22 protein-coding genes are annotated in these 19,397 nt (G+C 72.4%); 12 read left to right on the forward strand and 10 right to left on the reverse strand.

Annotated elements, in window-relative coordinates; all coding sequences use genetic code 11:
• Nucleotides 1-7: 7 nt before the first annotated feature.
• Nucleotides 8-1,042, reverse strand: coding sequence for a phosphodiester glycosidase family protein (locus tag SERN_RS11310; protein WP_135850219.1), 1,035 nt, complete (start codon nucleotides 1,040-1,042; stop codon nucleotides 8-10).
• An 82-nt stretch (nucleotides 1,043-1,124) separates the two neighbouring features.
• Nucleotides 1,125-1,574 carry a ribonuclease HI gene (rnhA, locus tag SERN_RS11315; protein ID WP_135850220.1) on the reverse strand — a complete coding sequence of 150 codons (450 nt, stop codon included), beginning with the start codon at nucleotides 1,572-1,574 and terminating at the stop codon, nucleotides 1,125-1,127.
• A 63-nt stretch (nucleotides 1,575-1,637) separates the two neighbouring features.
• Here rnhA and SERN_RS11320 point away from each other — a divergent pair, with 63 nt between their 5' ends.
• Together SERN_RS11320 and SERN_RS11325 are read left to right on the forward strand one after the other, a co-directional pair.
• Nucleotides 1,638-3,029 carry a UTP--glucose-1-phosphate uridylyltransferase gene (locus SERN_RS11320; protein WP_135850221.1) on the forward strand — a complete coding sequence of 464 codons (1,392 nt, stop codon included), beginning with the start codon at nucleotides 1,638-1,640 and terminating at the stop codon, nucleotides 3,027-3,029.
• Between the two features lie 36 nt (nucleotides 3,030-3,065).
• Nucleotides 3,066-3,602, forward strand: a complete 537-nt coding sequence (locus tag SERN_RS11325) for an NUDIX hydrolase (RefSeq protein WP_233251632.1) — start codon at nucleotides 3,066-3,068, stop codon at nucleotides 3,600-3,602.
• A 13-nt stretch (nucleotides 3,603-3,615) separates the two neighbouring features.
• Here SERN_RS11325 and SERN_RS11330 read toward each other — a convergent pair whose 3' ends face one another.
• Together SERN_RS11330 and SERN_RS11335 are read right to left on the reverse strand one after the other, a co-directional pair.
• Nucleotides 3,616-3,810, reverse strand: a complete 195-nt coding sequence (locus SERN_RS11330) for a hypothetical protein (RefSeq protein ID WP_135850222.1) — start codon at nucleotides 3,808-3,810, stop codon at nucleotides 3,616-3,618.
• Nucleotides 3,811-3,879: 69 nt separating this feature from the next.
• Entirely contained in the window at nucleotides 3,880-4,866 is a 987-nt protein-coding gene (locus SERN_RS11335) for an LLM class F420-dependent oxidoreductase (protein ID WP_135850532.1), read from the reverse strand.
• Nucleotides 4,867-4,910: 44 nt separating this feature from the next.
• Here SERN_RS11335 and SERN_RS11340 point away from each other — a divergent pair, with 44 nt between their 5' ends.
• The 7 genes from SERN_RS11340 (at nucleotide 4,911) to SERN_RS11370 (ending at nucleotide 9,691) form a co-directional block, all read left to right on the forward strand.
• Complete coding sequence (locus SERN_RS11340) at nucleotides 4,911-5,840, forward strand: DUF881 domain-containing protein (RefSeq protein WP_135850223.1); 930 nt, start codon at nucleotides 4,911-4,913, stop codon at nucleotides 5,838-5,840.
• Nucleotides 5,837-6,169, forward strand: coding sequence for a small basic family protein (locus SERN_RS11345; RefSeq protein WP_135850224.1), 333 nt, complete (start codon nucleotides 5,837-5,839; stop codon nucleotides 6,167-6,169). Before SERN_RS11340 ends, SERN_RS11345 begins: the two co-directional genes overlap by 4 nt.
• A 2-nt stretch (nucleotides 6,170-6,171) precedes the next feature.
• Complete coding sequence (locus SERN_RS11350) at nucleotides 6,172-6,993, forward strand: DUF881 domain-containing protein (protein ID WP_158292641.1); 822 nt, start codon at nucleotides 6,172-6,174, stop codon at nucleotides 6,991-6,993.
• Nucleotides 6,994-7,063: 70 nt separating this feature from the next.
• The gene (locus tag SERN_RS11355) at nucleotides 7,064-7,540 is read left to right on the forward strand and encodes an FHA domain-containing protein (protein ID WP_135850226.1); all 477 of its coding nucleotides are present in this window, start codon (nucleotides 7,064-7,066) and stop codon (nucleotides 7,538-7,540) included.
• Nucleotides 7,537-8,322, forward strand: coding sequence for a transcriptional regulator FtsR (ftsR, locus tag SERN_RS11360; RefSeq protein WP_233251633.1), 786 nt, complete (start codon nucleotides 7,537-7,539; stop codon nucleotides 8,320-8,322). Before SERN_RS11355 ends, ftsR begins: the two co-directional genes overlap by 4 nt.
• An 8-nt stretch (nucleotides 8,323-8,330) precedes the next feature.
• Nucleotides 8,331-8,900, forward strand: coding sequence for a bifunctional nuclease family protein (locus SERN_RS11365; RefSeq protein WP_199241598.1), 570 nt, complete (start codon nucleotides 8,331-8,333; stop codon nucleotides 8,898-8,900).
• Nucleotides 8,901-9,100: 200 nt separating this feature from the next.
• Complete coding sequence (locus SERN_RS11370) at nucleotides 9,101-9,691, forward strand: MerR family transcriptional regulator (protein WP_135850534.1); 591 nt, start codon at nucleotides 9,101-9,103, stop codon at nucleotides 9,689-9,691.
• A 158-nt stretch (nucleotides 9,692-9,849) separates the two neighbouring features.
• Here the strand turns inward: SERN_RS11370 and SERN_RS11375 are convergent, their stop codons facing one another.
• Genes SERN_RS11375 through SERN_RS11390 form a run of 4 tightly spaced genes read right to left on the reverse strand, consistent with a single transcriptional unit; the run spans nucleotide 9,850 to nucleotide 13,215 of the window.
• Nucleotides 9,850-10,452, reverse strand: a complete 603-nt coding sequence (locus SERN_RS11375; RefSeq protein WP_158292642.1) for a DUF1697 domain-containing protein — start codon at nucleotides 10,450-10,452, stop codon at nucleotides 9,850-9,852.
• Nucleotides 10,449-11,249: an alpha/beta fold hydrolase gene (locus SERN_RS11380; protein ID WP_135850229.1), complete on the reverse strand. Its 801-nt coding sequence runs from the start codon at nucleotides 11,247-11,249 to the stop codon at nucleotides 10,449-10,451. Before SERN_RS11380 ends, SERN_RS11375 begins: the two co-directional genes overlap by 4 nt.
• A 32-nt stretch (nucleotides 11,250-11,281) precedes the next feature.
• Complete coding sequence (locus tag SERN_RS15995; RefSeq protein ID WP_269846141.1) at nucleotides 11,282-11,914, reverse strand: sugar O-acetyltransferase; 633 nt, start codon at nucleotides 11,912-11,914, stop codon at nucleotides 11,282-11,284.
• Nucleotides 11,911-13,215, reverse strand: coding sequence for an MFS transporter (locus SERN_RS11390; RefSeq protein WP_233251634.1), 1,305 nt, complete (start codon nucleotides 13,213-13,215; stop codon nucleotides 11,911-11,913). Before SERN_RS11390 ends, SERN_RS15995 begins: the two co-directional genes overlap by 4 nt.
• Before the next feature lie 80 nt (nucleotides 13,216-13,295).
• Between SERN_RS11390 and SERN_RS11395 the strand changes: the two genes are divergently transcribed.
• Complete coding sequence (locus SERN_RS11395; protein WP_135850230.1) at nucleotides 13,296-14,402, forward strand: S66 family peptidase; 1,107 nt, start codon at nucleotides 13,296-13,298, stop codon at nucleotides 14,400-14,402.
• On the opposite strand, the gene SERN_RS11400 is transcribed toward SERN_RS11395, so the two are convergent.
• Nucleotides 14,365-14,706, reverse strand: a complete 342-nt coding sequence (locus tag SERN_RS11400; RefSeq protein WP_135850231.1) for a hypothetical protein — start codon at nucleotides 14,704-14,706, stop codon at nucleotides 14,365-14,367. The two genes, SERN_RS11395 and SERN_RS11400, sit on opposite strands and share 38 nt — an antisense overlap.
• Nucleotides 14,707-14,920: 214 nt before the next feature.
• Here SERN_RS11400 and SERN_RS11405 point away from each other — a divergent pair, with 214 nt between their 5' ends.
• Nucleotides 14,921-15,532 carry a dihydrofolate reductase family protein gene (locus tag SERN_RS11405; RefSeq protein WP_158292643.1) on the forward strand — a complete coding sequence of 204 codons (612 nt, stop codon included), beginning with the start codon at nucleotides 14,921-14,923 and terminating at the stop codon, nucleotides 15,530-15,532.
• Nucleotides 15,533-15,709: 177 nt separating this feature from the next.
• Nucleotides 15,710-16,819 carry an NAD-dependent epimerase/dehydratase family protein gene (locus SERN_RS11410; protein ID WP_233251635.1) on the forward strand — a complete coding sequence of 370 codons (1,110 nt, stop codon included), beginning with the start codon at nucleotides 15,710-15,712 and terminating at the stop codon, nucleotides 16,817-16,819.
• 181 nt (nucleotides 16,820-17,000) lie between these two features.
• Here SERN_RS11410 and SERN_RS11415 read toward each other — a convergent pair whose 3' ends face one another.
• Nucleotides 17,001-19,385 carry an ATP-binding cassette domain-containing protein gene (locus SERN_RS11415; protein WP_135850233.1) on the reverse strand — a complete coding sequence of 795 codons (2,385 nt, stop codon included), beginning with the start codon at nucleotides 19,383-19,385 and terminating at the stop codon, nucleotides 17,001-17,003.
• Nucleotides 19,386-19,397 lie beyond the last annotated feature (12 nt).

Genomic DNA, 19,397 nt, shown 5'->3' on the forward strand with positions numbered 1-19,397 from the left:
GCCGCTCTCAGCCGATGTAGAGGATGTCGGAGGTGCCGCGCTCGGTGCCCCTGCCGAGCGGGTCGTTGACCAGCGTGCCGTCGGAGATCATCGTGGAGGACCCACCTCCGTCGAGGTTGTAGGCCTCGGTCGCCCCGAGGTCCTGCATCAGCTCGGCGAGCTCGGTCATGGTGACCCCCGCGCTCTCGTCGGACCGACCGTCGACCACGACGAGCAGGAGGTGGTTGGCCGAGACCATGCCGATCGCGGTGCGCGGCTGATCGCCCTGGATCGAGTGGTTGCCGACGTTGGTGTCGATCTCGACGTCGTCGATCCCGGTGACGACCTCGCCGTCGTCAACCAGACCAGGGCCGAACGACAGCGTCTGCCAGACGCCGTCGGCCACGAGGTCGTCCGCCGTCGTCGTGGTCTCGTCGTAGAGCTCCAGCGTGCCGTCCGCGTTGATCGCGAGGCCCTCGCGCGCGCCGTCGTCGCGGTAGGCGACGCCGTTGCGGATGACGATCCCGGTGTCGCGGAAGCCGTAGTAGTCGCCGTTGATCGCCAGGCTCGCGCCGACCTGGTCCGCGATCACCGAGGGGAGCTCGATGATGTTCTCGCCGAACGCGTCGTCGGCGAAGGCCGCGCGCAGCTGCGTGATGTCGCTGAGGACGACGTCGGCGACGTAGTAGGTGGCGGCGTCGTCACCCGTGCCGACGGTGCCCGAGGTGACCGTGACCTGGGGGCCGGCCCCGCTCGTGGTGTCGGTGGTGGCCTCGTTCGTGGTGTCGCTCGTGGTCTCGACGGAGGCGTCGGACGAGTCCGCAGCGGTCGCCTGCTCCTCCTCGTGGGCGCTGACGTCGGCGATCTCGACGTGCTCGATCACGAAGCGGTCCAGCGCCCAGGCCGTCCCACCCCCGAGCGCCGTGGCGACCACGAGCCCGCCGACGGCGATGCCACGGCGTACGCGCCGTCGTCGGCGAGGACGCAAGGGAGCCGCCGGGTCGGTGCTCGGCTCCGTCGAGCGAGTGGGGTCGGGGGTGTGGTGGTGCGGCTGTCGGCTCATGCCCCTGTTCTAGGGAGACGGCCCGTGGGCGACGTCTCAGGACGCTGTGCGCCCCCTGAGAGGAATCGCGCGGTGCGGCCCGCTACAGCTCGGCAACACCCCGGTTGGCGAGCTGGTCGGCCCGCTCGTTGCCGGGGTCGCCGGCGTGCCCCTTGACCCAGACCCAGCGCACCTCGTGGCGCGAGACCTCGTCGTCCAGCGCGCGCCACAGCTCGGCGTTCTTCACCGGCTGCTTCGACGCGGTGCGCCAGCCGTTGCGCTTCCAGCCCACGATCCAGCTCGACATGCCCTGCATGACGTAGGTCGAGTCCACGTGCAGCACGACCGAGCACGGGCGCTTGAGCGCGCGCAGCGCCTCGATCACGGCGGTGAGCTCCATGCGGTTGTTCGTCGTGCCCGGCTCACCGCCCCACAGCTCCTTCTCGCGACCGCCGGCCACCAGGAGCGCGCCCCAGCCACCGGGTCCCGGGTTGCCCTTGCACGCGCCGTCGGTCCAGATCTCCACGCGCTCGCTCGTCGCTGCTTCCGTCACCCGGACAACCTAGGCGATGAGCTCGCCGCCCCCCTCACGCGCCCGCCCCGTAGGGTTGTCGGCATGAGCGACCACGGACGTGCCCTTTCCATCGAGCGGATGCGGGAGGGCGGCGTTCCCGACCTCGCGATCGCGACCTTCGTGCGCCTGTACGGCGAGCTGGAGGCCGGCGCGACCGGTCTCATCCCCGAGGCCGACGTCGAGCCGCTGACCGGGATCGACCGCCAGGCCGACCTCGAGATCGGCGGCGCCGAGGCGGCCGAGGCGCTGGCGAAGACGGTCGTCATCAAGCTCAACGGCGGGCTCGGAACCTCCATGGGGCTCGAGGCGGCGAAGTCGCTGCTGCCCGTGCGCGACGGCCTGTCCTTCCTCGACCTCATCGCGCGCCAGGTCCTCGCCGCCCGCGAGACGTACGGCGCCCGCCTCCCGCTCGTGCTCATGAACTCGTTCCGCACGCAGGACGACTCGCTCGCCGCCCTCGCGGCGCACCCGGACCTCGCGGTCGACGGCATCCCCGCCGACTTCCTGCAGAACCGCGAGCCCAAGCTCGACGCCGAGACGCTCGAGCCCGTCACCTGGCCTGCGAACCCCGACCTCGAGTGGTGCCCGCCGGGCCACGGCGACCTCTACACCGCGCTGCAGACCTCCGGGATGCTGCAGACGCTGCTCGACGCCGGCTTCCGCTACGCGACCGTGAGCAACGCCGACAACCTCGGTGCCGTCCCGGACGCCGAGATCGCCGCGTGGTTCGCGGCGACCGGTGCGCCGTACGCCGCCGAGCTCGTCGCGAAGTCCGACGCCGACGTCAAGGGCGGTCAGCTCGTCGTGCGTCGCAGCGACGGCCAGATCATCCAGCGCGAGACCGCGCAGGTGGTCCCGGGTGAGCTCGACGTCGCCAACGACCGTCACGTGCACCCGTTCTTCCACGCGAACAACCTGTGGTTCGACCTGGTCCAGCTCGCGGAGCTGCTGGAGCGGCACGACGGCGTCATGCCGCTCCCGCTCATCCGCAACCTCAAGACTGTCGACCCGAGCGACAAGACCTCCACCACGGTCGTCCAGATCGAGACCGCGATGGGTTCGGCCGTCAACGTCTTCCCCGGCGCCCGCGTGATCGAGGTCGAGCGCAAGCGCTTCCTCCCGGTCAAGACCACCAACGACCTCATGCTCCTGCGCTCGGACGTCTACGAGCTCACCCCCGAGCAGCACCTCATCGCCCGCAAGGCCGCGCCCCTGGTGGATCTCGACGAGCGCTTCAAGCTGATCGCCGACTTCGAGGCGCGCACGCCGACGGGTCCGCCGTCCCTGCTCGGGGCGGACTCCCTGACGGTGCAGGGCGACTGGATCTTCGGTGCCGACGTCGTCGCCACCGGTGACGCGCTGCTGGTCTCTCCCGGTGAGGGCGTCCACACCGTGCCCGACGGCGCCCACATCGGTCCCGACGGTCTCGCCTGAGCGTCGTCGTGAGCTGGACGTCGTGAGCTGGACGTCGTGAGCACGACGGCGGACACCGCCCACCCGGGGGACCGCCCCCGGGTCTCGGGCTACGTCGTCGTGACGCGGCAGCGCGGCGGTGGCACGAGCGGGGGCGGCGAGGAGAACGGCGGTGAACCTCGCGACGACGTCGCCGGGGGCACCGAGGTCCTGCTCGCCCACCTGTCGCAGGCCCCCGACCGCGACCTCCCCGACGCCTGGACGCTGCCCGGCGGCGGCCTCGAGCACGGCGAGCACCCGCGCGAGGCCGCGGTGCGGGAGGTGGCCGAGGAGACGGGCCTGGTCGTCGTCGTCGGGGAGCAGCTCGGGATCGACTCGCTCGTGCACGACTCCTCGCACGGCCCGTCGCACGCGCTGCGCGTGGTGTACCGCGGCGATGTCGTCGGCGGCGAGCTCCGCCCGGAGCCCGACGGCTCCACGGACGAGGCCGCGTGGATCCCGCTCGCACGGCTGGGCTCGCTCCCGCTCGTGGAGCTGGCCCGCACCGCGCTGGCGTGGGCAGGCCTGCCGACCCCGGGCCCGTCGGAGCCCTGATCCGCCGTAAGGGTCAGTCGTGCGGGCGGACCTCGTGCGGGTCGGGCTCGGCGCGCGCGACGTCGGCCACCTCCTCCTCGGGGCGCGGCGGCACGGTCTCGTCGTCCTCGAGGACCCGGAGCTCCAGCTCGGGGTGCTCCTCGACGGGTGCGTCGTCGGCCGTCAGAGCGTTGCCGGTCGGATCGCTGTCGGTCACGTTCTCGCTCATGCTCGTTGCCTCTCGTCGGTTGCTGGCGCTGCTGGGTGGAGGGTGCGCTGCCTCGGGGCAGGCGTGGTCTCAGGTCAGGTGGGGAAGGACCTCGCGCTCGAACAGCTCGATGCCCGAGATGTCGTAGGCGGCCTCCGGGAAGTAGAAGATCCCGTACGTCATCCCGGCCTCGTTCATGGCGGTCAGGCGTTCGACGATCTGCTCGGGCGTTCCCGTCGTCAGCGAGGACCGGTAGCCCTCGACCGCGTCCCGCGTGCGCTCCGCGCCCAGGTGCGGCAGGAGCCGCTCCTCCAGCACGCGCAGCCGTCCGGCGACCTCGGCCTCGTCGGCCCCGATCGCCACGTTGTAGTTGGAGCTGCGGGTGATGGCGCCGAAGTCGGTGCCGACGTCGGCGCAGTGCTGCTCGAGCAGCCGCGACTTGTGCGCGAAGCCCTCGGGGCTGCCGTCGAAGTTCGTGTGCGTGGCGTACTGAGCCGCGATCTTCAGCGTCACCTTCTCGCCGCCGCCCGCGATCCACAGCGGGATGCCGTCGTCCTGCAGCGGCCGCGGCCAGCAGAGGGCGCCGTCGACCTGGTAGTGCTCGCCGTCCAGCGTCGCGCTGCCGGTCTCCCACGCCTGCTTCATGATCTGCACACCCTCGCGCAGCATGGCCAGCCGCTCGCCGGCCCGGGGGAAGCCGTAGCCGTAGGCGCGCCACTCGTGCTCGTACCAGCCGGCGCCGATCCCCATCTCGACGCGCCCGCCGCTGATGACGTCGATCGTGGCGGCGACCTTCGCCAGGTAGGCCGGGTTGCGGTACGCCATGCACGTGCACATCTGACCGAGACGGACGCGCTCGGTGATCGCGGCGAACGCCGACATCAGGGTCCACGCCTCGTGCGTGGCCTCCTCGCTCGGCACGGGGGTGGTGTGGAAGTGGTCGTAGACCCAGACGCTGTCCCAGGATCCGCTGTCGGCGTGACGCACCAGACCGGCCATCGCCTCCCACTGGTCCGCTGGATCGATCCCCACGAGGTCGAAGCGCCAGCCCTGCGGGATGAACATGCCTGTCTTCATCGTCATGCGTTCGAGCCTAGTGAGCGCTGGGCTAGCCTGCACGGGTGGGTGCAGACCGGGCAGGGAGCGACGTCGCCGTCGTCCGCCGACCGGACGCCTCCATGACCCTCCTGCGCGAGGTGACCGAGACCCCGCTCGACCCGGCGTACGCCGATGCCGCGCGACGCCGTCGTCAGGGACACGTCCGCGGCCGTGCCCGCCGCGCGGAACGCGTGGGTACCGCGGTCGTGGCGCTGCTTCTCGGCGTCGGCCTCACGACCGCGATCACGACGCTGCGCGAGCCGACCGACGTGCGCGACCGCGCCCGTGAGCTGCTCGTCAGCCAGGTCACGGAGCGCACCACGCTGCAGAACACGCTGACCGAGGACAACGCCGCGCTCGCCGGGGAGATCACCACGCTGTCGGCGTCGGCGCTGAGCACGAGCGATCCCGCCCTGGTCGCGCAGCTCGAGGTGCTCGGCATCGTCTCGGGCGTGACGCCCGTCGAGGGGGACGCGTTCGCCCTCACGCTGACCGACTCCCAGCAGGCGACCGAGGACCCGGGCGCCTACCCCGAGGAGCGGGTCCAGGCGATCGACCTCCAGATCGTCGTGAACGCGCTGTGGGCCGGGGGAGCGGAGGCCATCAGCGTCAACGGCACGCGCGTCAGCGGCTCCGGCGCCATCCGCGGCGCCGGTTCGGCGATCCTCGTCGACCTCGTGCCCGTGACCTCGCCCTACGAGATCGCGGCGATCGGCGACGTCGACGCGATCCGACGCTCGGTCACCTCCTCGACGGCGGCCTCCCACCTGTCGCTGCTCCGCGACCGCTACCGCATCGGCGTGACGAGCGGGACGCGCGAGGACACCGTGATGCCCGGCGCGCGCACGACGACGCCGCGGTTCGCCGTCCCCGTCGGTTCGGGGGAGACTGACGGCCAGGACGGCCCGTCCGACGTCGATGCCCCGGGCGGGGCGGGAGGTGAGCTGCAGTGATCGCGGTCATCGGTCTCGTGCTGGGGATCCTCGTGGGTCTGGTGTTCTCACCCGACGTGCCGCCGGCGTTCCAGCCCTACCTGCCCATCGCCGTCGTGGCGGCGCTCGACGCCCTGTTCGGCGGCGTCCGCGCACAGCTCGAGGGCGTCTTCAACGACCGGGTGTTCATCACCTCGTTCCTCTCGAACGTCGTGGTCGCGGCGCTGCTCGTGTTCCTCGGCGACCAGCTGGGCGTCGGTTCGCAGCTGAGCACCGCCGTCGTGGTCGTGCTCGGCATCCGCATCTTCTCCAACGCCGCCTCGATCCGACGCGCGATCTTCAAGGCGTGACCGTGGACGAGAAGACGGGCCCGGCGGGCGACGACGACGCCGCCGCTGGACGCGAGGGCGAGAAGCACCACCACCACCGCCACGCCTCCGGTGCACCATCCACGCCGCGATCGGGAGCGGGCAGCGGCGCGCGCAACAAGGGCTGGGGCACCCGCTCGCACCTGCTCGTCGCGCTGCTGTGCGCCCTGCTCGGGTTCGCCATCGTGGTCCAGGTCCGGCAGACCCGCAGCGACGAGTTCGCGCTCCTGCGCCAGGACGACCTGGTCCGGCTGCTCGACGAGATCACGATCCGCAACGACCAGCTCGAGTCCGAGCAGGCCCAGCTCACGCTCGACCGCAACGACCTGCGCTCCGGCGCCGACGCCCAGGCGGTCGCGGAGCGCAACGCCGAGGTCCAGGGGATCCTGGCCGGCACCGTCCCGGTCGAGGGGCCGGGCGTCGACCTGCTCGTGCGCGAGCAGGGCCGCGTCGTGCCTGCCTCGGCGTGGGTCAACCTCGTCGAGGAGCTGCGCAACGCCGGTGCCGAGGCGATCGAGATCGACGGCGTGCGCGTGGGCGCCTCGACGTGGTTCTCCGACGTCGACGGCGGTGTCGTGGTCGACGGCGTCGCCCTGACCAGCCCCGTCACCGTGCTGGCGATCGGCGACCCCCAGACGATCGACGTCGCCCTCCAGATCCCGGGTGGTGCGCTCGCCACGCTGCGCACCAACGACGCGCTGACCACGCTCGACAGCCGCGAGCGGGTCGAGATCCTCGCCGTGCGCGACCTGACGCCCCCCAGGGAGGCCTCGCCCGCCCCCGAGGACGCCGCGAGCTCGGGGTAGTTCGCGATAGGCTTGAGGCCAGCCCGCCAGCGGGTCGACGGACTGTCAGGAACGCCGAAGGGGTCACCGCATGACTGAGAACGACGAGACTCCCGTGGAGCACACCCTGGCCCCGGACGGTCCCACCACCGCGCACCTCGAGGCGATCCGCGACGGCGACGCCCTGCCGCAGGCCGGCGGAGGCTCGGGTGCCCCGGTCCAGGCCGCGGCCGCGATCGACGCCCTCCCGCCGGACAGCGCGCTGCTCGTCGTGCAGCACGGCCCGAACACGGGCGCCAGGTTCCTGCTCGACGCCGACGTCACGTCCGTCGGCCGCGACACCCGGTCCGAGATCTTCCTCGACGACGTCACCGTCTCCCGCAAGCACGCGGAGTTCCGTCGCGTCGCCGACGGGTTCGAGGTGCGTGACGTCGGATCGCTCAACGGCACCTACGTCAACCGCGAGCGCATCGAGGGCGGTGCGCTCCGCAGCGGCGACGAGGTCCAGATAGGCAAGTTCCGCCTGACGTTCCACCCGAGCCCCCACCGGGCAGCGGAGGCCTCGTGAGCCCCGCTCCGCGCGGGCTCGATCCGCGCGGGCGGAGCGGTGCCACGCCGGAGCAGGAGCCCGCTCCCACCCTGACCTCGCTCGCGCACGACCCGTGGCCGCGCGGTGCGTCGCGCAAGGCGACGATGAACATCGGCGCAGTGCTCGCCGTTCTCAAGCGCGAGTTCCCGGCTGTCAGCCACTCCAAGATCCGCTTCCTCGAGGAGCAGGGGCTCGTGACGCCGCAGCGCACGCCGGCCGGCTACCGCGTCTTCTGCGAGGCCGACCTCGAGCGTCTGCGCTACGCGCTCGCCGCCCAGCGCGACTCCTTCCTCCCGCTCCGGGTCATCCGCGAGCGGCTCGCCGCCCTGGACGCCGGGCTCGACGACGACACGCCCCTGCCCACCCAGCCGGCCGCCGCCGGTGGCGGCAGGATGCTCGCCGCCGAGCTCGCGACCCTCGCCGGCACGACGCCGGAGCAGGTGCTCGAGCTCGACAAGGCCGGGCTGATCTCGACCGACGGCGGTGGTCGCTACCCGGCCTCGAGCCTGACGGTGGTCCAGCTGGCCGGCGAGCTCGCCGTGCACGGCCTCGACACGCGGCACCTGCGCCTCATGCGCAGCGCCGCGGACCGCCAGGTCGACGTCGTCGCGCAGCTCACCTCACCGCTGCGGGGCCGCCCCAACACCCCGCAGGACGTGCGGTCGCGCGAGCGTGCCGTCCAGGCCGGGAACGAGCTGTCCACCCTGCTCTCGCGGCTGCACGGCGCGCTGGTGACGTCCGGGGTCGAACGGCTCTTCTGATGCACCGGATGACCGTCCGCAGCGTTCGGGTCCACGTCCCGCTCGGCGAGGTCGTCCTGATGCTCGAGGCCGACGGTCTCGACATGGTCCTCCCGGTGACGATCGGACCGCGCGAGGGCGCGGCGATCGCGTCGGTCCTCGCGGGCATCGTGCCTCCGCGGCCCCTCACGCACGACCTGCTCCTCGACCTCCTGCGGGCCGCGGGCGCCGAGGTCGTCCGCGTGGAGATCGTCGCGCTGCGGGCCGGGGTCTTCTACGCGGAGATCGTGCTCGACGACGGCGCCCGCGTCGACGCCCGCACCTCCGATGCCGTGGCCGTCGCACTGCGGGCCGGCGTCCCCGTGCTGTGCGACCCCGACGTGCTCGAGAGCGCCGGCGAGCTCGACACGGGTGAGCCCGACGAGGACGACGCCGGCTCGGGCGCCACCGTGGGCGGCCTCGGCGGCACGGGCGCGTCCGGCACGCCGGGGGAGGGGTCGGGTCCGGCCCCGCGCGCGGCGCGCGAGAGCGAGCTCGCCCAGTTCCGCGCGTTCCTCGAGAGCGTCGAGCCGGAGGACTTCGAGGACACCGAGTCCTGACCCTCGCTTGACCCTGGAACGCCGTTCCTTGACCTTCAAGTCGAGGTCGAGACTCGCCGTCGAGATCCGACTCGGCGTGTCGCGGCGAGGTGCGTTGACGCACCCCCGGTCGCTGCCTAGGTTGACACGTGGAAGCTCGTCCGCCAGGCGCGGGGAGCGCTACGATGAGGAAGTTGTCACGGTCCTGTGGCCGGGAGGAGATGCGGGTGTCCAGCAGCGAGGCAGGTGCGGCCCCGGCCACCCACCAGATCAGTCAGGGTCTCCTCTTCGGTGAGGAGCTCCCCGATCTCGACCAGAACACCGGCTACCGCGGTCTCACCGCGTGCCGTGCGGCCGGCATCACCTACCGCCAGCTGGACTACTGGGCGCGGACCGGGCTCGTGGAGCCCAGCGTCCGCCCCGCGACGGGGTCCGGCACCCAGCGCCTCTACTCCTTCCGTGACGTCCTCGTCCTCAAGGTCGTCAAGCGTCTGCTCGACACGGGTGTCTCGCTGCAGCAGATCCGCCAGGCCGTGGAGCACCTGCGCGAGCGCGGTGTCGAGGACCTGGCCCGCATCACGCTGATGAGCGACGGCGCGTCCGTCTACGAGTGCACCTCCGCCGACGAGGTCTTCGACCTCGTTCAGGGCGGCCAGGGCGTCTTCGGGATCGCGGTCGGCCGTGTCTGGCGCGAGGTCGAGGCCACCATCGCGACGTTCCCGGTCGAGTCGACCGAGGAGGCCGCCCCCGCCGCCCCGCACCCCAGCGACGAGCTGGCCCGGCGTCGCGCGGCCAAGGCCGAAGCGGTCTGACCGCAGCGCCCACGAGATCCACGAACGGCCCGTCACCTCGGAGGTGGCGGGCCGTTCGGCGTTCCGGGTGGTCGGCGTTCCGGGTGGTCGGTGTTCTGGGTGGTCGGTGTTTCGGGTAGCCGACGAGGCAGGGACCGCGGGGGAGAAGGTCCGTGGCGTCAGCCGTGGGTGAGGCGCGCGAGGGTGCGCAGGTTCCGCGTCGTGGTCAGCGACGTGCGGGAGAGCCTCTCGACGGCCTTCGACACCGGCGTGCTGAGGCTCGAACCGCGGGGGCACCACCAGTACAGGACGCCGACACCCGCGGCCACGGCCTCGTCGACCTCCCCGGCCGCCGACGCTCCCGGCGTCGGCACCACCGCGGCGACCGTCTCGAACGCGGTGCCCGCCGCGTCCGGGTCGCCCAGCAGCACGACGTAGGCGTGGTGCGTCTCCGAGTCGGCCGCGTAGGGGCACGCGTCGACGACGGCCGTCAGCGCCACCTGCGACAGCACGACGACGCGCACCTCACGACCGAACCGCACCAGCAGCGCCGCCTCGACGCGGGCTCGAACATCGGCACCATCGAGCTCGTCGGCCGGCGGGGCGTCAGCACCGGTCCCGTCGCCGTCGCCACCCACCGTGACGAGCGCGTTCCCACTCGCGAGCACCGTGCGGACGTCGATGAATCCGGCCTCCGCCAGCGCTGAGCGCAGATCGGCGGATCGCACGGTGACCCCACCGACGTTCACGCCTCGCAGCAGCACCGCCCAGCGCGAGCTCACCCGTCCTTCTCCGATCCTGACTCGAACCCTGCCGACCCGACACCCGCCGACTCGTCCACCCCTGCCACGTCCTCGGGATCGCGCACGCCTCCGCCGCCGACCGCCTCGAGGATCGCGGCCCCGAGGTCCGCGGGACGCGTGAGCTGGGGCCAGTGCCCGGTGGGAAGGTCGATCCAGCGCAGATCCGTCAGCAATGACAGCTCGTGCACGTAGGAGTGCCACGGGTGCTCCGCCACGAACATCTCCGACAGCGCCCGGGCGCTGAACTCGCACGCGATGACCGTCGCCGGAACGTCGTAGCGGCGCTCGTCGGACAGCTCCTGGACGCCGGACGCGACGGCTGCGGGCACGGGGACCGCGATCGACCGGAAGTGGTCGCGCAGCTCGGGCGTCAGGCCGACGAGGTCGGCGTCGTCGAACACGTCCCAGTCCGGCAGCGCGACGAGGCCGTCCACCGCGGGAAGCTCGTCGTTGATGACGCCGCCGGCGCCGAGGGGGGCGGCGTCGACGTAGATCGCCCGCGCGACCCGGTCCGGTCGGGCGTCCACGGCGGCGTGGATGACCGCGGCACCGCCGGAGTGACCCACGAGGACCACGCGATCGTCGGTGTCGTCGATCAGGGCGACGACGGCGTCGACCTGGTCGCGGAGCGTCACGTCGGCGCGGCGGGGGTGGTCCGTCTCCGCACCGGCCGGGGTGACGGGAACCACGCGGTGGCCGGCGGCCACGAGCGGGGGAGTGACGGCGTCCCACGAGGACGCGTCCAACCAGAATCCGGGGACGAGGATGATCTCCATGGGCCCAGGCTAGGACCCACCGCCGACATCCGTCAGGGGCGCGGTGCACCATCCTCGCGCGGCGCCGGCGGGACGTAGGTCCGGTCGGCGTCGGTGATGGCGCGCACCACGCGGCAGGGCGTGCCGACGGCCACGACCATCGGCGGAACGTCGCGCGTCACCACGCTGCCCGCACCGACGATCGAGCCCGCCCCGATGGTGATGCCGGGCAGGATCGTCACGTTCGCGCCGATCCAGACGTCGTCCTCGATGCGGACCGGCAGCGAGAACTGGCCCCCGCCCACGCGCAGCTCCGGGTGGATCGGGTGGCCCGCCGTCGTGATCGTGACGTTCGGGGCGATCATGACGCGGTCGCCGATGACGATCTCGGCGTCGTCGACCAGCGTGAGGTTGAAGTTGCCGAAGAAGTCGGCGCCGATGTGCACGTGGCTGCCGTAGGAGGCGTGCAGCGGCGGTTCGATCCACGCGCCCTCGCCGACGGTCCCGAGGATCTCGCCGAGCATCCGGGTGCGCTCGGCGGTCTCGCGCGGTCGGGTCGCGTTGTAGTCGTGGATGCGCTCCTTGCCCGCCAGGCGCTCCTCCTCGAGCCACTCCAGCCCGGGGCCGTAGTCGACGTAGAGCTCGCCGTCGTTGAGGGTGCGGTGCATGGACTCGGGGGTGGTCACGAGACCTCCTGGGTGGGGTTCGGGGTGGTGGCCGGGTAAGCGGTGGGTGCGTCGCCGTCGTCGTGGACGGGCGTGCGCATGGCGCGGGGCGTCACGACGGCTGCCGCCACCACGAGCGCCAGCACGGCGAGCATCGCGTTGCGCAGGCCGTAGTGCTCGCCGAGCAGGCCGAGCAGGGGCGGTCCGACCAGGAAGGCGATGTAGCCCGCCGTCGCGACGGCGCTGACCTGGGCGGCCGAGTCGGTGGGGTGGTCACCCGCGGCCGAGACGACCACGGGGAAGCCGAGCGACGCGCCGAGGCCCCACAGCAGCACGGCGACACCGGCGAGCACGGGGGAGGGGGAGAACACGACCAGGGCGATCCCGACGCCGGCGGTGATGACACCGACCTGCAGGACCGGGCCGCGGCCGTAGCGGTCGATGAACCACGAGCCGGTGAAGCGCCCCACGGTCATGGCGACGGCGAAGCCCGTGAACACGAGCGATCCGACGGTGGCGTCGAGGCCGTGCCCGTCGACCATGATCAGCGGCAGCCAGTCGTTGGCGGCGCCCTCGGCCAGGGCCATGCCGAGCAGCAGCACGGCGAGCGTGATCACGGTCGGGCGGCGCAGCACCTGCAGCATGCCCGCCGGAGGACGCGCCGTCGCCGGGGTCGCGCTGCCGTCGATCGCCTGCGCGGCCACGGCGGCGCGCAGGCCCGTCCGGGCCGGGAGCCCCGGCAGCGCCCACACGAAGAGCACGACGCCGATCACCGTGACGGTCAGGAGGTGCCACTGCGGCGGGACGTCCTGCGACGTCGCGAGGATGCCGCCGACGGCGCCGATCACGGTGCCGAGGCTGAAGCAGCCGTGCATCGCCGGGAGCACCGAGCGTCCGAGCGCCTTCTCGACGGCGGCGCCCTCGATGTTGAGCGCGATCTCGGTCAGTCCCATACCGAGGCCGAACAGCATGAGGCCGAGGAAGATGCCGACGGAGGCGCCGAGACCGGATCCGACCGTCAGGACGGCCATGCCCAGCGTGATGCTGGCGCACCCGGCGACGGCGACCGGGCGGCAGCCGACCCGCGCGACGATCGGGCCGGAGCTCAGCACGCCGACCATCGACCCGATCGAGAGGCCGAGCAGCAGGAGGCCCATCTGGGCGGTGGACGCCTCGACCGAGTCGCGGATCGCCGGGGTGCGCGTGACCCAGGTGGCCAACGAGAGCCCGAAGACGACGAAGCAGGCAAACAGCGAGCTGCGCCAGCGCAGGTCACGGGAGTGGTCGACGGCGGCGGGGGAGCCGGAGTGTTGCGTACGCACGTACACAGTCTAGGGCTCGCCACTGATCCGCCCACGCCGGGCCCGTGCGCGACACCTCCGGGAGTGGCAGGGTGTCGGCCATGCCGTCGGACCCGATCGTCCATCAGCCGCCGAAGGCCCGCGCGGGGGACCGCGTGGCGGTGCTGTCGCCGTCGTTCGCCGCCCCGGGCTTCGCCCCCGCGGTGCACGAGCAGGCGATGCGTCGCCTCGAGGCGGCGACGGGGCTCGTTCCCGTCGAGTACCCGACCACGCGGCAGCTGGGCGCGAGCGCGACGGCGCGTGCCGCGGACCTCAACGCCGCCTTCGCCGACCCGAGCATCCGCGCCGTGCTGGCGACGATCGGCGGTGATGACCAGATCACCGTCATCCCGCACCTCGATCAGGCGCTCGTCCGTGCCGATCCGAAGCCGTTCCTCGGCTACAGCGACAACACCAACCTTCTGGTGTGGCTGTGGGGTCAGGGGGTGGCGGGGTTCTACGGCGGCTCCACGCAGGTCCATCTCGGACCCGGCCCGGCGATCGACGAGGTCCACCTGGCCTCGCTCCGGGCCGCGCTCCTGACCGGCGGCCGACTCGAGATCACCGACCCGGGGGAGTCGGAGGACGTCGGCCACGACTGGCTCGACCCACGGGCGCTGACCGAGACCGGTGAGCGCGAGCCGACGCGCCCCTGGCAGTGGGCGGGGCCGGCGCACGCCGTCACCGGGCCGACGTGGGGCGGCTGCCTCGAGGTGCTCGAATGGATCCTGGTGGCCGGTCGGCTGCAGCACGAGGATCGGCTCGACGGCGCCGTCCTGCTGGTGGAGACCTCCGAGGAGATGCCCGAAGCCCTACGGGTCGGCCGCATCCTGCGCAACCTGGGGGAGCGAGGCCTGCTCGGGCGGGTCGCCGGCGTGCTGGCGGCGCGTCCTCCGGTGAGCGACCACGCGGACCGACCCGACGCCGTCGAGCGCGGTCGACGGCGCGATGCCCAGCGCGACGCGGTCATCGACGTGGTGGGGTCCTATAACCCCGACGCCGTCGTGTGCGTGGGCGTGCCGTTCGGACACACGCGGCCACAGTGGATCGTGCCGTACGGCGGCGAGATGACCCTCGACGGCGGATCGCGGCGGGTGTTCGCCGACTACGGACCGAGCGAGACGGGTGAGCTCACGGACGCGCGTCGAGCCATCGTCCGAGCGCGATGAGGCTGAGGTCGGCGTGCGATGCGACCTCGTCGACCGTCAGGCCCTTCCGCTGCAGCAGTCGAGTGAGCTCGACGATGCGGTCGACGTGCGCCACGAGGGCCGAGCCGTCGGGTGCCGCGGTCGAACCACCGTGGTCAGCAGTGCAGTCGTGCAGCGTCTCCAGCAGCTCGGCCTCGGCGCGCAGCTGACGAACGAGCGCGTGGTCGGTCGCGTCCAGCTCCCGGGGCGGCCTCGCCGACGAGGTCGACGTACCGTCGGGGTGGTCGGTGAACGTGAACGACCAGTCGGGGGACGGGTCGGGCATGGTGCTGACTCCTCGATCGGGCTGGCGCCGCCGTGTATTGACATAATGTCCATTATCGGCGGTAGGGACAGGGTGCCGTTCTCACGCGCAACCACACAACCACGGCCTTGGTCGTGCCGTCGAGACGGACCGCCGAGCACAGAAACGTCTCGCGTCGCCGGCGCGCTGGTCCTAGGGTCCGTGTCAGCACCCGCCGACCATGAACGGAGCTCCCGTGCGACGACTCGTCTACTACGTCGCGACCTCGCTCGACGGCCGCATCGCCGGCCCCGACGACGACGTCACGATCTTTCCGTTCGACGACGACTACGGCCGCGAGCTCGCCGCCGACTGGAGCGACGCCCTGCCCACCGTGGTCCTCCACGGCTACGGCGTCGAGCCGAGTGGCACCCGCTGGGACACCGTCATCATGGGTCGGCGCACGTTCCAGCCCGCGATCGATGCCGGGCTCGCCGACCCGTACGCGCACCTCGACACCTACGTCGTCTCCACGACGCTCTCACCGTCGGAGTTCCCCGACGTCACGATCGTCGACGCGGATCCGGCAGCATTCGTGTCCGAGCTGCTCCGCCGACCCGGCGGCGACGTCTGGCTGTGCGGCGGTGGGCGACTCGCCGCTGCGCTCGCACCACAGATCGACCGGCTCGTGCTCAAGGTCAACCCGGTCGTCGCGGGCGCCGGGACGGCGCTGTTCGACGGCACCGACCACCCGGTCGACCTGTCGCGCTGGCAGCTCGTCGACCATCGGGCCTACGACCTCGGCGTCGTCGTGCTCACCTACGACCGCCTCCCTGGCGGCGACGGCGAACGGAACCCCGTCGGCTGACGCACGAGGCGTGCGCGGCTCGCCGGGAGTGGCACGCCGACGCGGTCGGCGACGTAGCCGTCCGTACGGTGACCGCCATCATCGACTCTCCCGCGCGACGCCCGTAGCGTGGAACGAGCCGGGGGAACGGCCGAACCGTCGGACGACGGGGTCGTCGGCGTCGGGCGAGGAGACCACATGGCACAGCACACCGGGCCGCAGCACGACGATGCGACGGCGGGACGTTCCGGTCTGCGCGTCGCCGTCGTCGGGGCGAGCGGGAACGTCGGCACCGGTATCCTTCGCGCCCTGCGGGCCGACCCCGCGGTCGACCACGTCCTGGGCCTGTCCCGGCGCGCCCCGCGCGGCGAGCCGTACGACGGCGTCGCCTGGCACACGGTCGACGTCGCCGTTCCCGACGGCGGACCGGTCGTGGCGGACCTGACGCGCGCGTTCGCGGGGTACGACGCCGTCGTCCACCTCGTGTGGGCGATCCAGCCGAACACGCGCCGCGACGTCGTCCGACGCACCAACGTCGAGGGGACCCGCCGCGTGCTCGAGGCCGCGGCCGCGGCAGGCGTGGCGCAGGTCGTCGTCGCCAGCTCGATCGCCACCTACTCCCCCTCCCCCGGCCCGGCGCCGCGCGACGAGACCTGGGGCGCGGTCGGCGTCCGGACGTCGCACTACGCCGTCGACAAGACCGCGCAGAACCGGCTCCTGGCCGAGTTCGAGGCCGACCACCCGGGCACCGCCGTCGCCCGCATGCGAACCTCGATCGTCGTCCAGCGCGACGCCGGCGCGGAGGTGTCGCGACTGTTCGTCGGACCGTTCGCGCCGCTGCGGGCGCTCCTCGCGCGCCCCCTCCCCCTGCTGCCGCTCCCCCGCGGGCTCCGGATCCAGCTGACGCACGCCGACGACATCGGTGCCGCCTATGCGGCCGTGGTCCGCGCCGGCGCCTCGGGCGCCTTCAACGTCGCAGCCGCACCGGTGCTGACGGCTCGGGACCTGGCCGACCTGCTCGGATCCGGACGCCTGGCAGAGCTGCGGCCCCCGCTCGTGCGCGCCGCCGTCGCCCTCGGCTGGCGGAGCCGGCTCGTGGCGTCCGACCCCGGATGGCTCGACATGGCGATGGCCGCGCCGATCATGGACACGACCCGGATCCGCGCCCTGGGATGGGTGCCGAGGTGGAGCGCGCAGGAGGCGCTGCTCGACGTCGTCGCCGGGATGCGCGACCGGACCGGGACGCAGAGCCCGGCGCTGCGCCCTGACGACCGGCTCCTCGACGACGTGGACCTCCGCAAGCCCTGAGCCCCGGCCCTCCGGGGCGCCGACCGGGAGCCCTCGCCACCGAGTTCGGGCTTTCGCGCCGAGGTCGGGGCCAGGAGCCCCGAACTCGAGCGCCAACCCCGCACTCGTGGGTGGCGCCCCCGAACTCGGCCCGGAAGCCCCGTGCTCGGCGCTCGGCAAGCGCGAGCGCGCGCCCCGCGACTCACGCCCCGACGTACGCCGCCAGGTGCTTGCCCGTCAGGGTCGAGCGCGCCGCCACGAGGTCGGCCGGCGTGCCCTCGAAGACCACGCGGCCGCCGTCGTGCCCCGCGCCGGGACCGAGGTCGATGATCCAGTCGGCGTGCGCCATGACGGCCTGGTGGTGCTCGATCACGATGACCGACTTGCCGGAGTCGACCAGGGCGTCCAGCAGCCCGAGCAGCTGCTCGACGTCGGCCAGGTGCAGCCCGGTCGTCGGCTCGTCGAGCACGTAGACGCCGCCCCTGTCGCCCATGTGCAGCGCGAGCTTGAGGCGCTGGCGCTCGCCCCCGGACAGCGTGTTCAGCGGCTGGCCGAGCTTGAGGTAGCCGAGCCCGACGTCCCGCAGCCGCGCCACGATGGTGTGCGCCGCGGGGATCTTCCCCTCCCCGCTCGCGAAGAACGTCACGGCCTCGTCCACGGGCAGCGCGAGCACGTCGGCGATCGAGAGCCCGCCGAGCGTGTACTCCAGCACCTCCGCCTGGAACCGCTTGCCCTCGCACTCCTCGCACACCGTCGAGACGGTCGCCATCATCCCCAGGTCGGTGAAGATGAGGCCGTTGCCGTTGCACGTGGGGCACGCACCCTCGGAGTTCGAGCTGAACAGGGCCGGCTTGACCCCGTTGGCCTTGGCGAACGCCTTGCGGATCGGTTCGAGCAGCCCGGTGTAGGTGGCGGGGTTGCTGCGGCGCGACCCCTTGATCGACCCCTGGTCGATCGACACGACGCCGGCCCGGCCCGGCACCGAGGCGTGGATCAGCGAGCTCTTGCCCGAGCCCGCCACCCCGGTCACGACCACGAGGACGCCGAGCGGCACGTCGACGTCGACGTCGCGCAAATTGTGCGTCGAGGCGCCCCGGATCGCCAGGGCCCCGCTCGGCGTGCGCACGGACGGCTTCAGCCGGGACCGGTCGTCGAGGTGACGACCGGTGACGGTGTCGCTGGCGCGCAGCCCCTCGACCGTGCCCTCGAAGCAGATCTGCCCGCCGCGCGTGCCCGCACCAGGCCCGAGGTCGACGACGTGGTCGGCGATCGCGATGGCCTCCGGCTTGTGCTCGACGACCAGCACCGTGTTGCCCTTGTCCCGCAGCTGCAGCAGCAGCTCGTTCATCCGCTCGATGTCGTGCGGGTGCAGCCCGATGGTGGGCTCGTCGAAGACGTAGGTGACGTCGGTGAGCGAGGACCCGAGGTGCCGGATCATCTTGGTCCGCTGGGCCTCACCACCCGAGAGCGTGCTCGCCGGGCGGTCGAGCGAGAGGTAGCCCAGACCGATCTCGACGAAGGAGTCGAGCGTGTGTTGCAGCCCCTGCAGGAGCGGAGCCATCGAGGGGTCGTCGATCGTGCGCACCCACGCCGCCAGGTCGCTGATCTGCAGCTGGCAGACGTCGGCGATGCTCCTCCCGTCGATCTTCGACGATCGTGCGCCCGCGTTCAGGCGCGTGCCGTCGCAGTCCGGACACGTCGCGAAGGTGGCGATGCGGTCGACGAACGCTCGGACGTGGGGCTGCATCGCGTCGCGATCCTTCGCGAGGAAGGACTTCTGGATCTTCGGGATCAGACCCTCGTAGGTCATGTTGCTCGAGTCGATCTTGACCTTGGTGACCTCGTGGTAGAGGAAGTCGTCGAGCTCGCGCCGCGTGTAGTCGCGGATCGGCTTGGTCGGGTCGACGAAGCCCGAGGCGCCGATGATCTTCACCATCCAGCCGTCGGCGGTGTAGCCGGGGATCTTGATGGCGCCCTCGTTCAGGGACAGCGTCTCGTCGTAGACCTCGGTGAGGTCGATGTCCGAGACCGAGCCGCGCCCCTCGCACCGCGGGCACATGCCACCCGTGATCGAGAACGACTCGCGCTTCTTGATCGTCCGGCCGCCGCGCTCCACCGTCGTCGCGCCCGCGCCGCTGATGGACGGCACGTTGAACGAGAACGCGTTCGTCGAGCCGATGTGCGGCTGACCGAGCCGGCTGAACAGGATGCGCAGCATCGCGTTGACGTCGGTCGCGGTCCCCACCGTCGAGCGCGGGTTGGCGCCCATGCGCTCCTGGTCCACGATGATCGCGGTCGTCAGACCCTCGAGCCGGTCGACGTCGGGCCGCGCCAGGCTCGGCATGAACCCCTGCAGGAACGCGCTGTAGGTCTCGTTGATCATGCGCTGCGACTCGGCCGCGATCGTGCCGAACACGAGCGAGCTCTTGCCCGACCCCGACACCCCCGTGAACACCGTGAGGCGTCGCTTGGGGATGTCCACGCTCACGCCGGTCAGGTTGTTCTCGCGGGCTCCCACCACCCTGATCAGGTCGTGCGTGTCGGCGACCCGCGAGGTCTCGGCTGCTGTCGTGGGAGTGGACGTCATGGAGCGGTCTCC

The organism is Serinibacter arcticus, assembly GCF_004786095.1.
Classification (GTDB): Bacteria; Actinomycetota; Actinomycetes; order Actinomycetales; family Beutenbergiaceae; genus Litorihabitans; species Litorihabitans arcticus.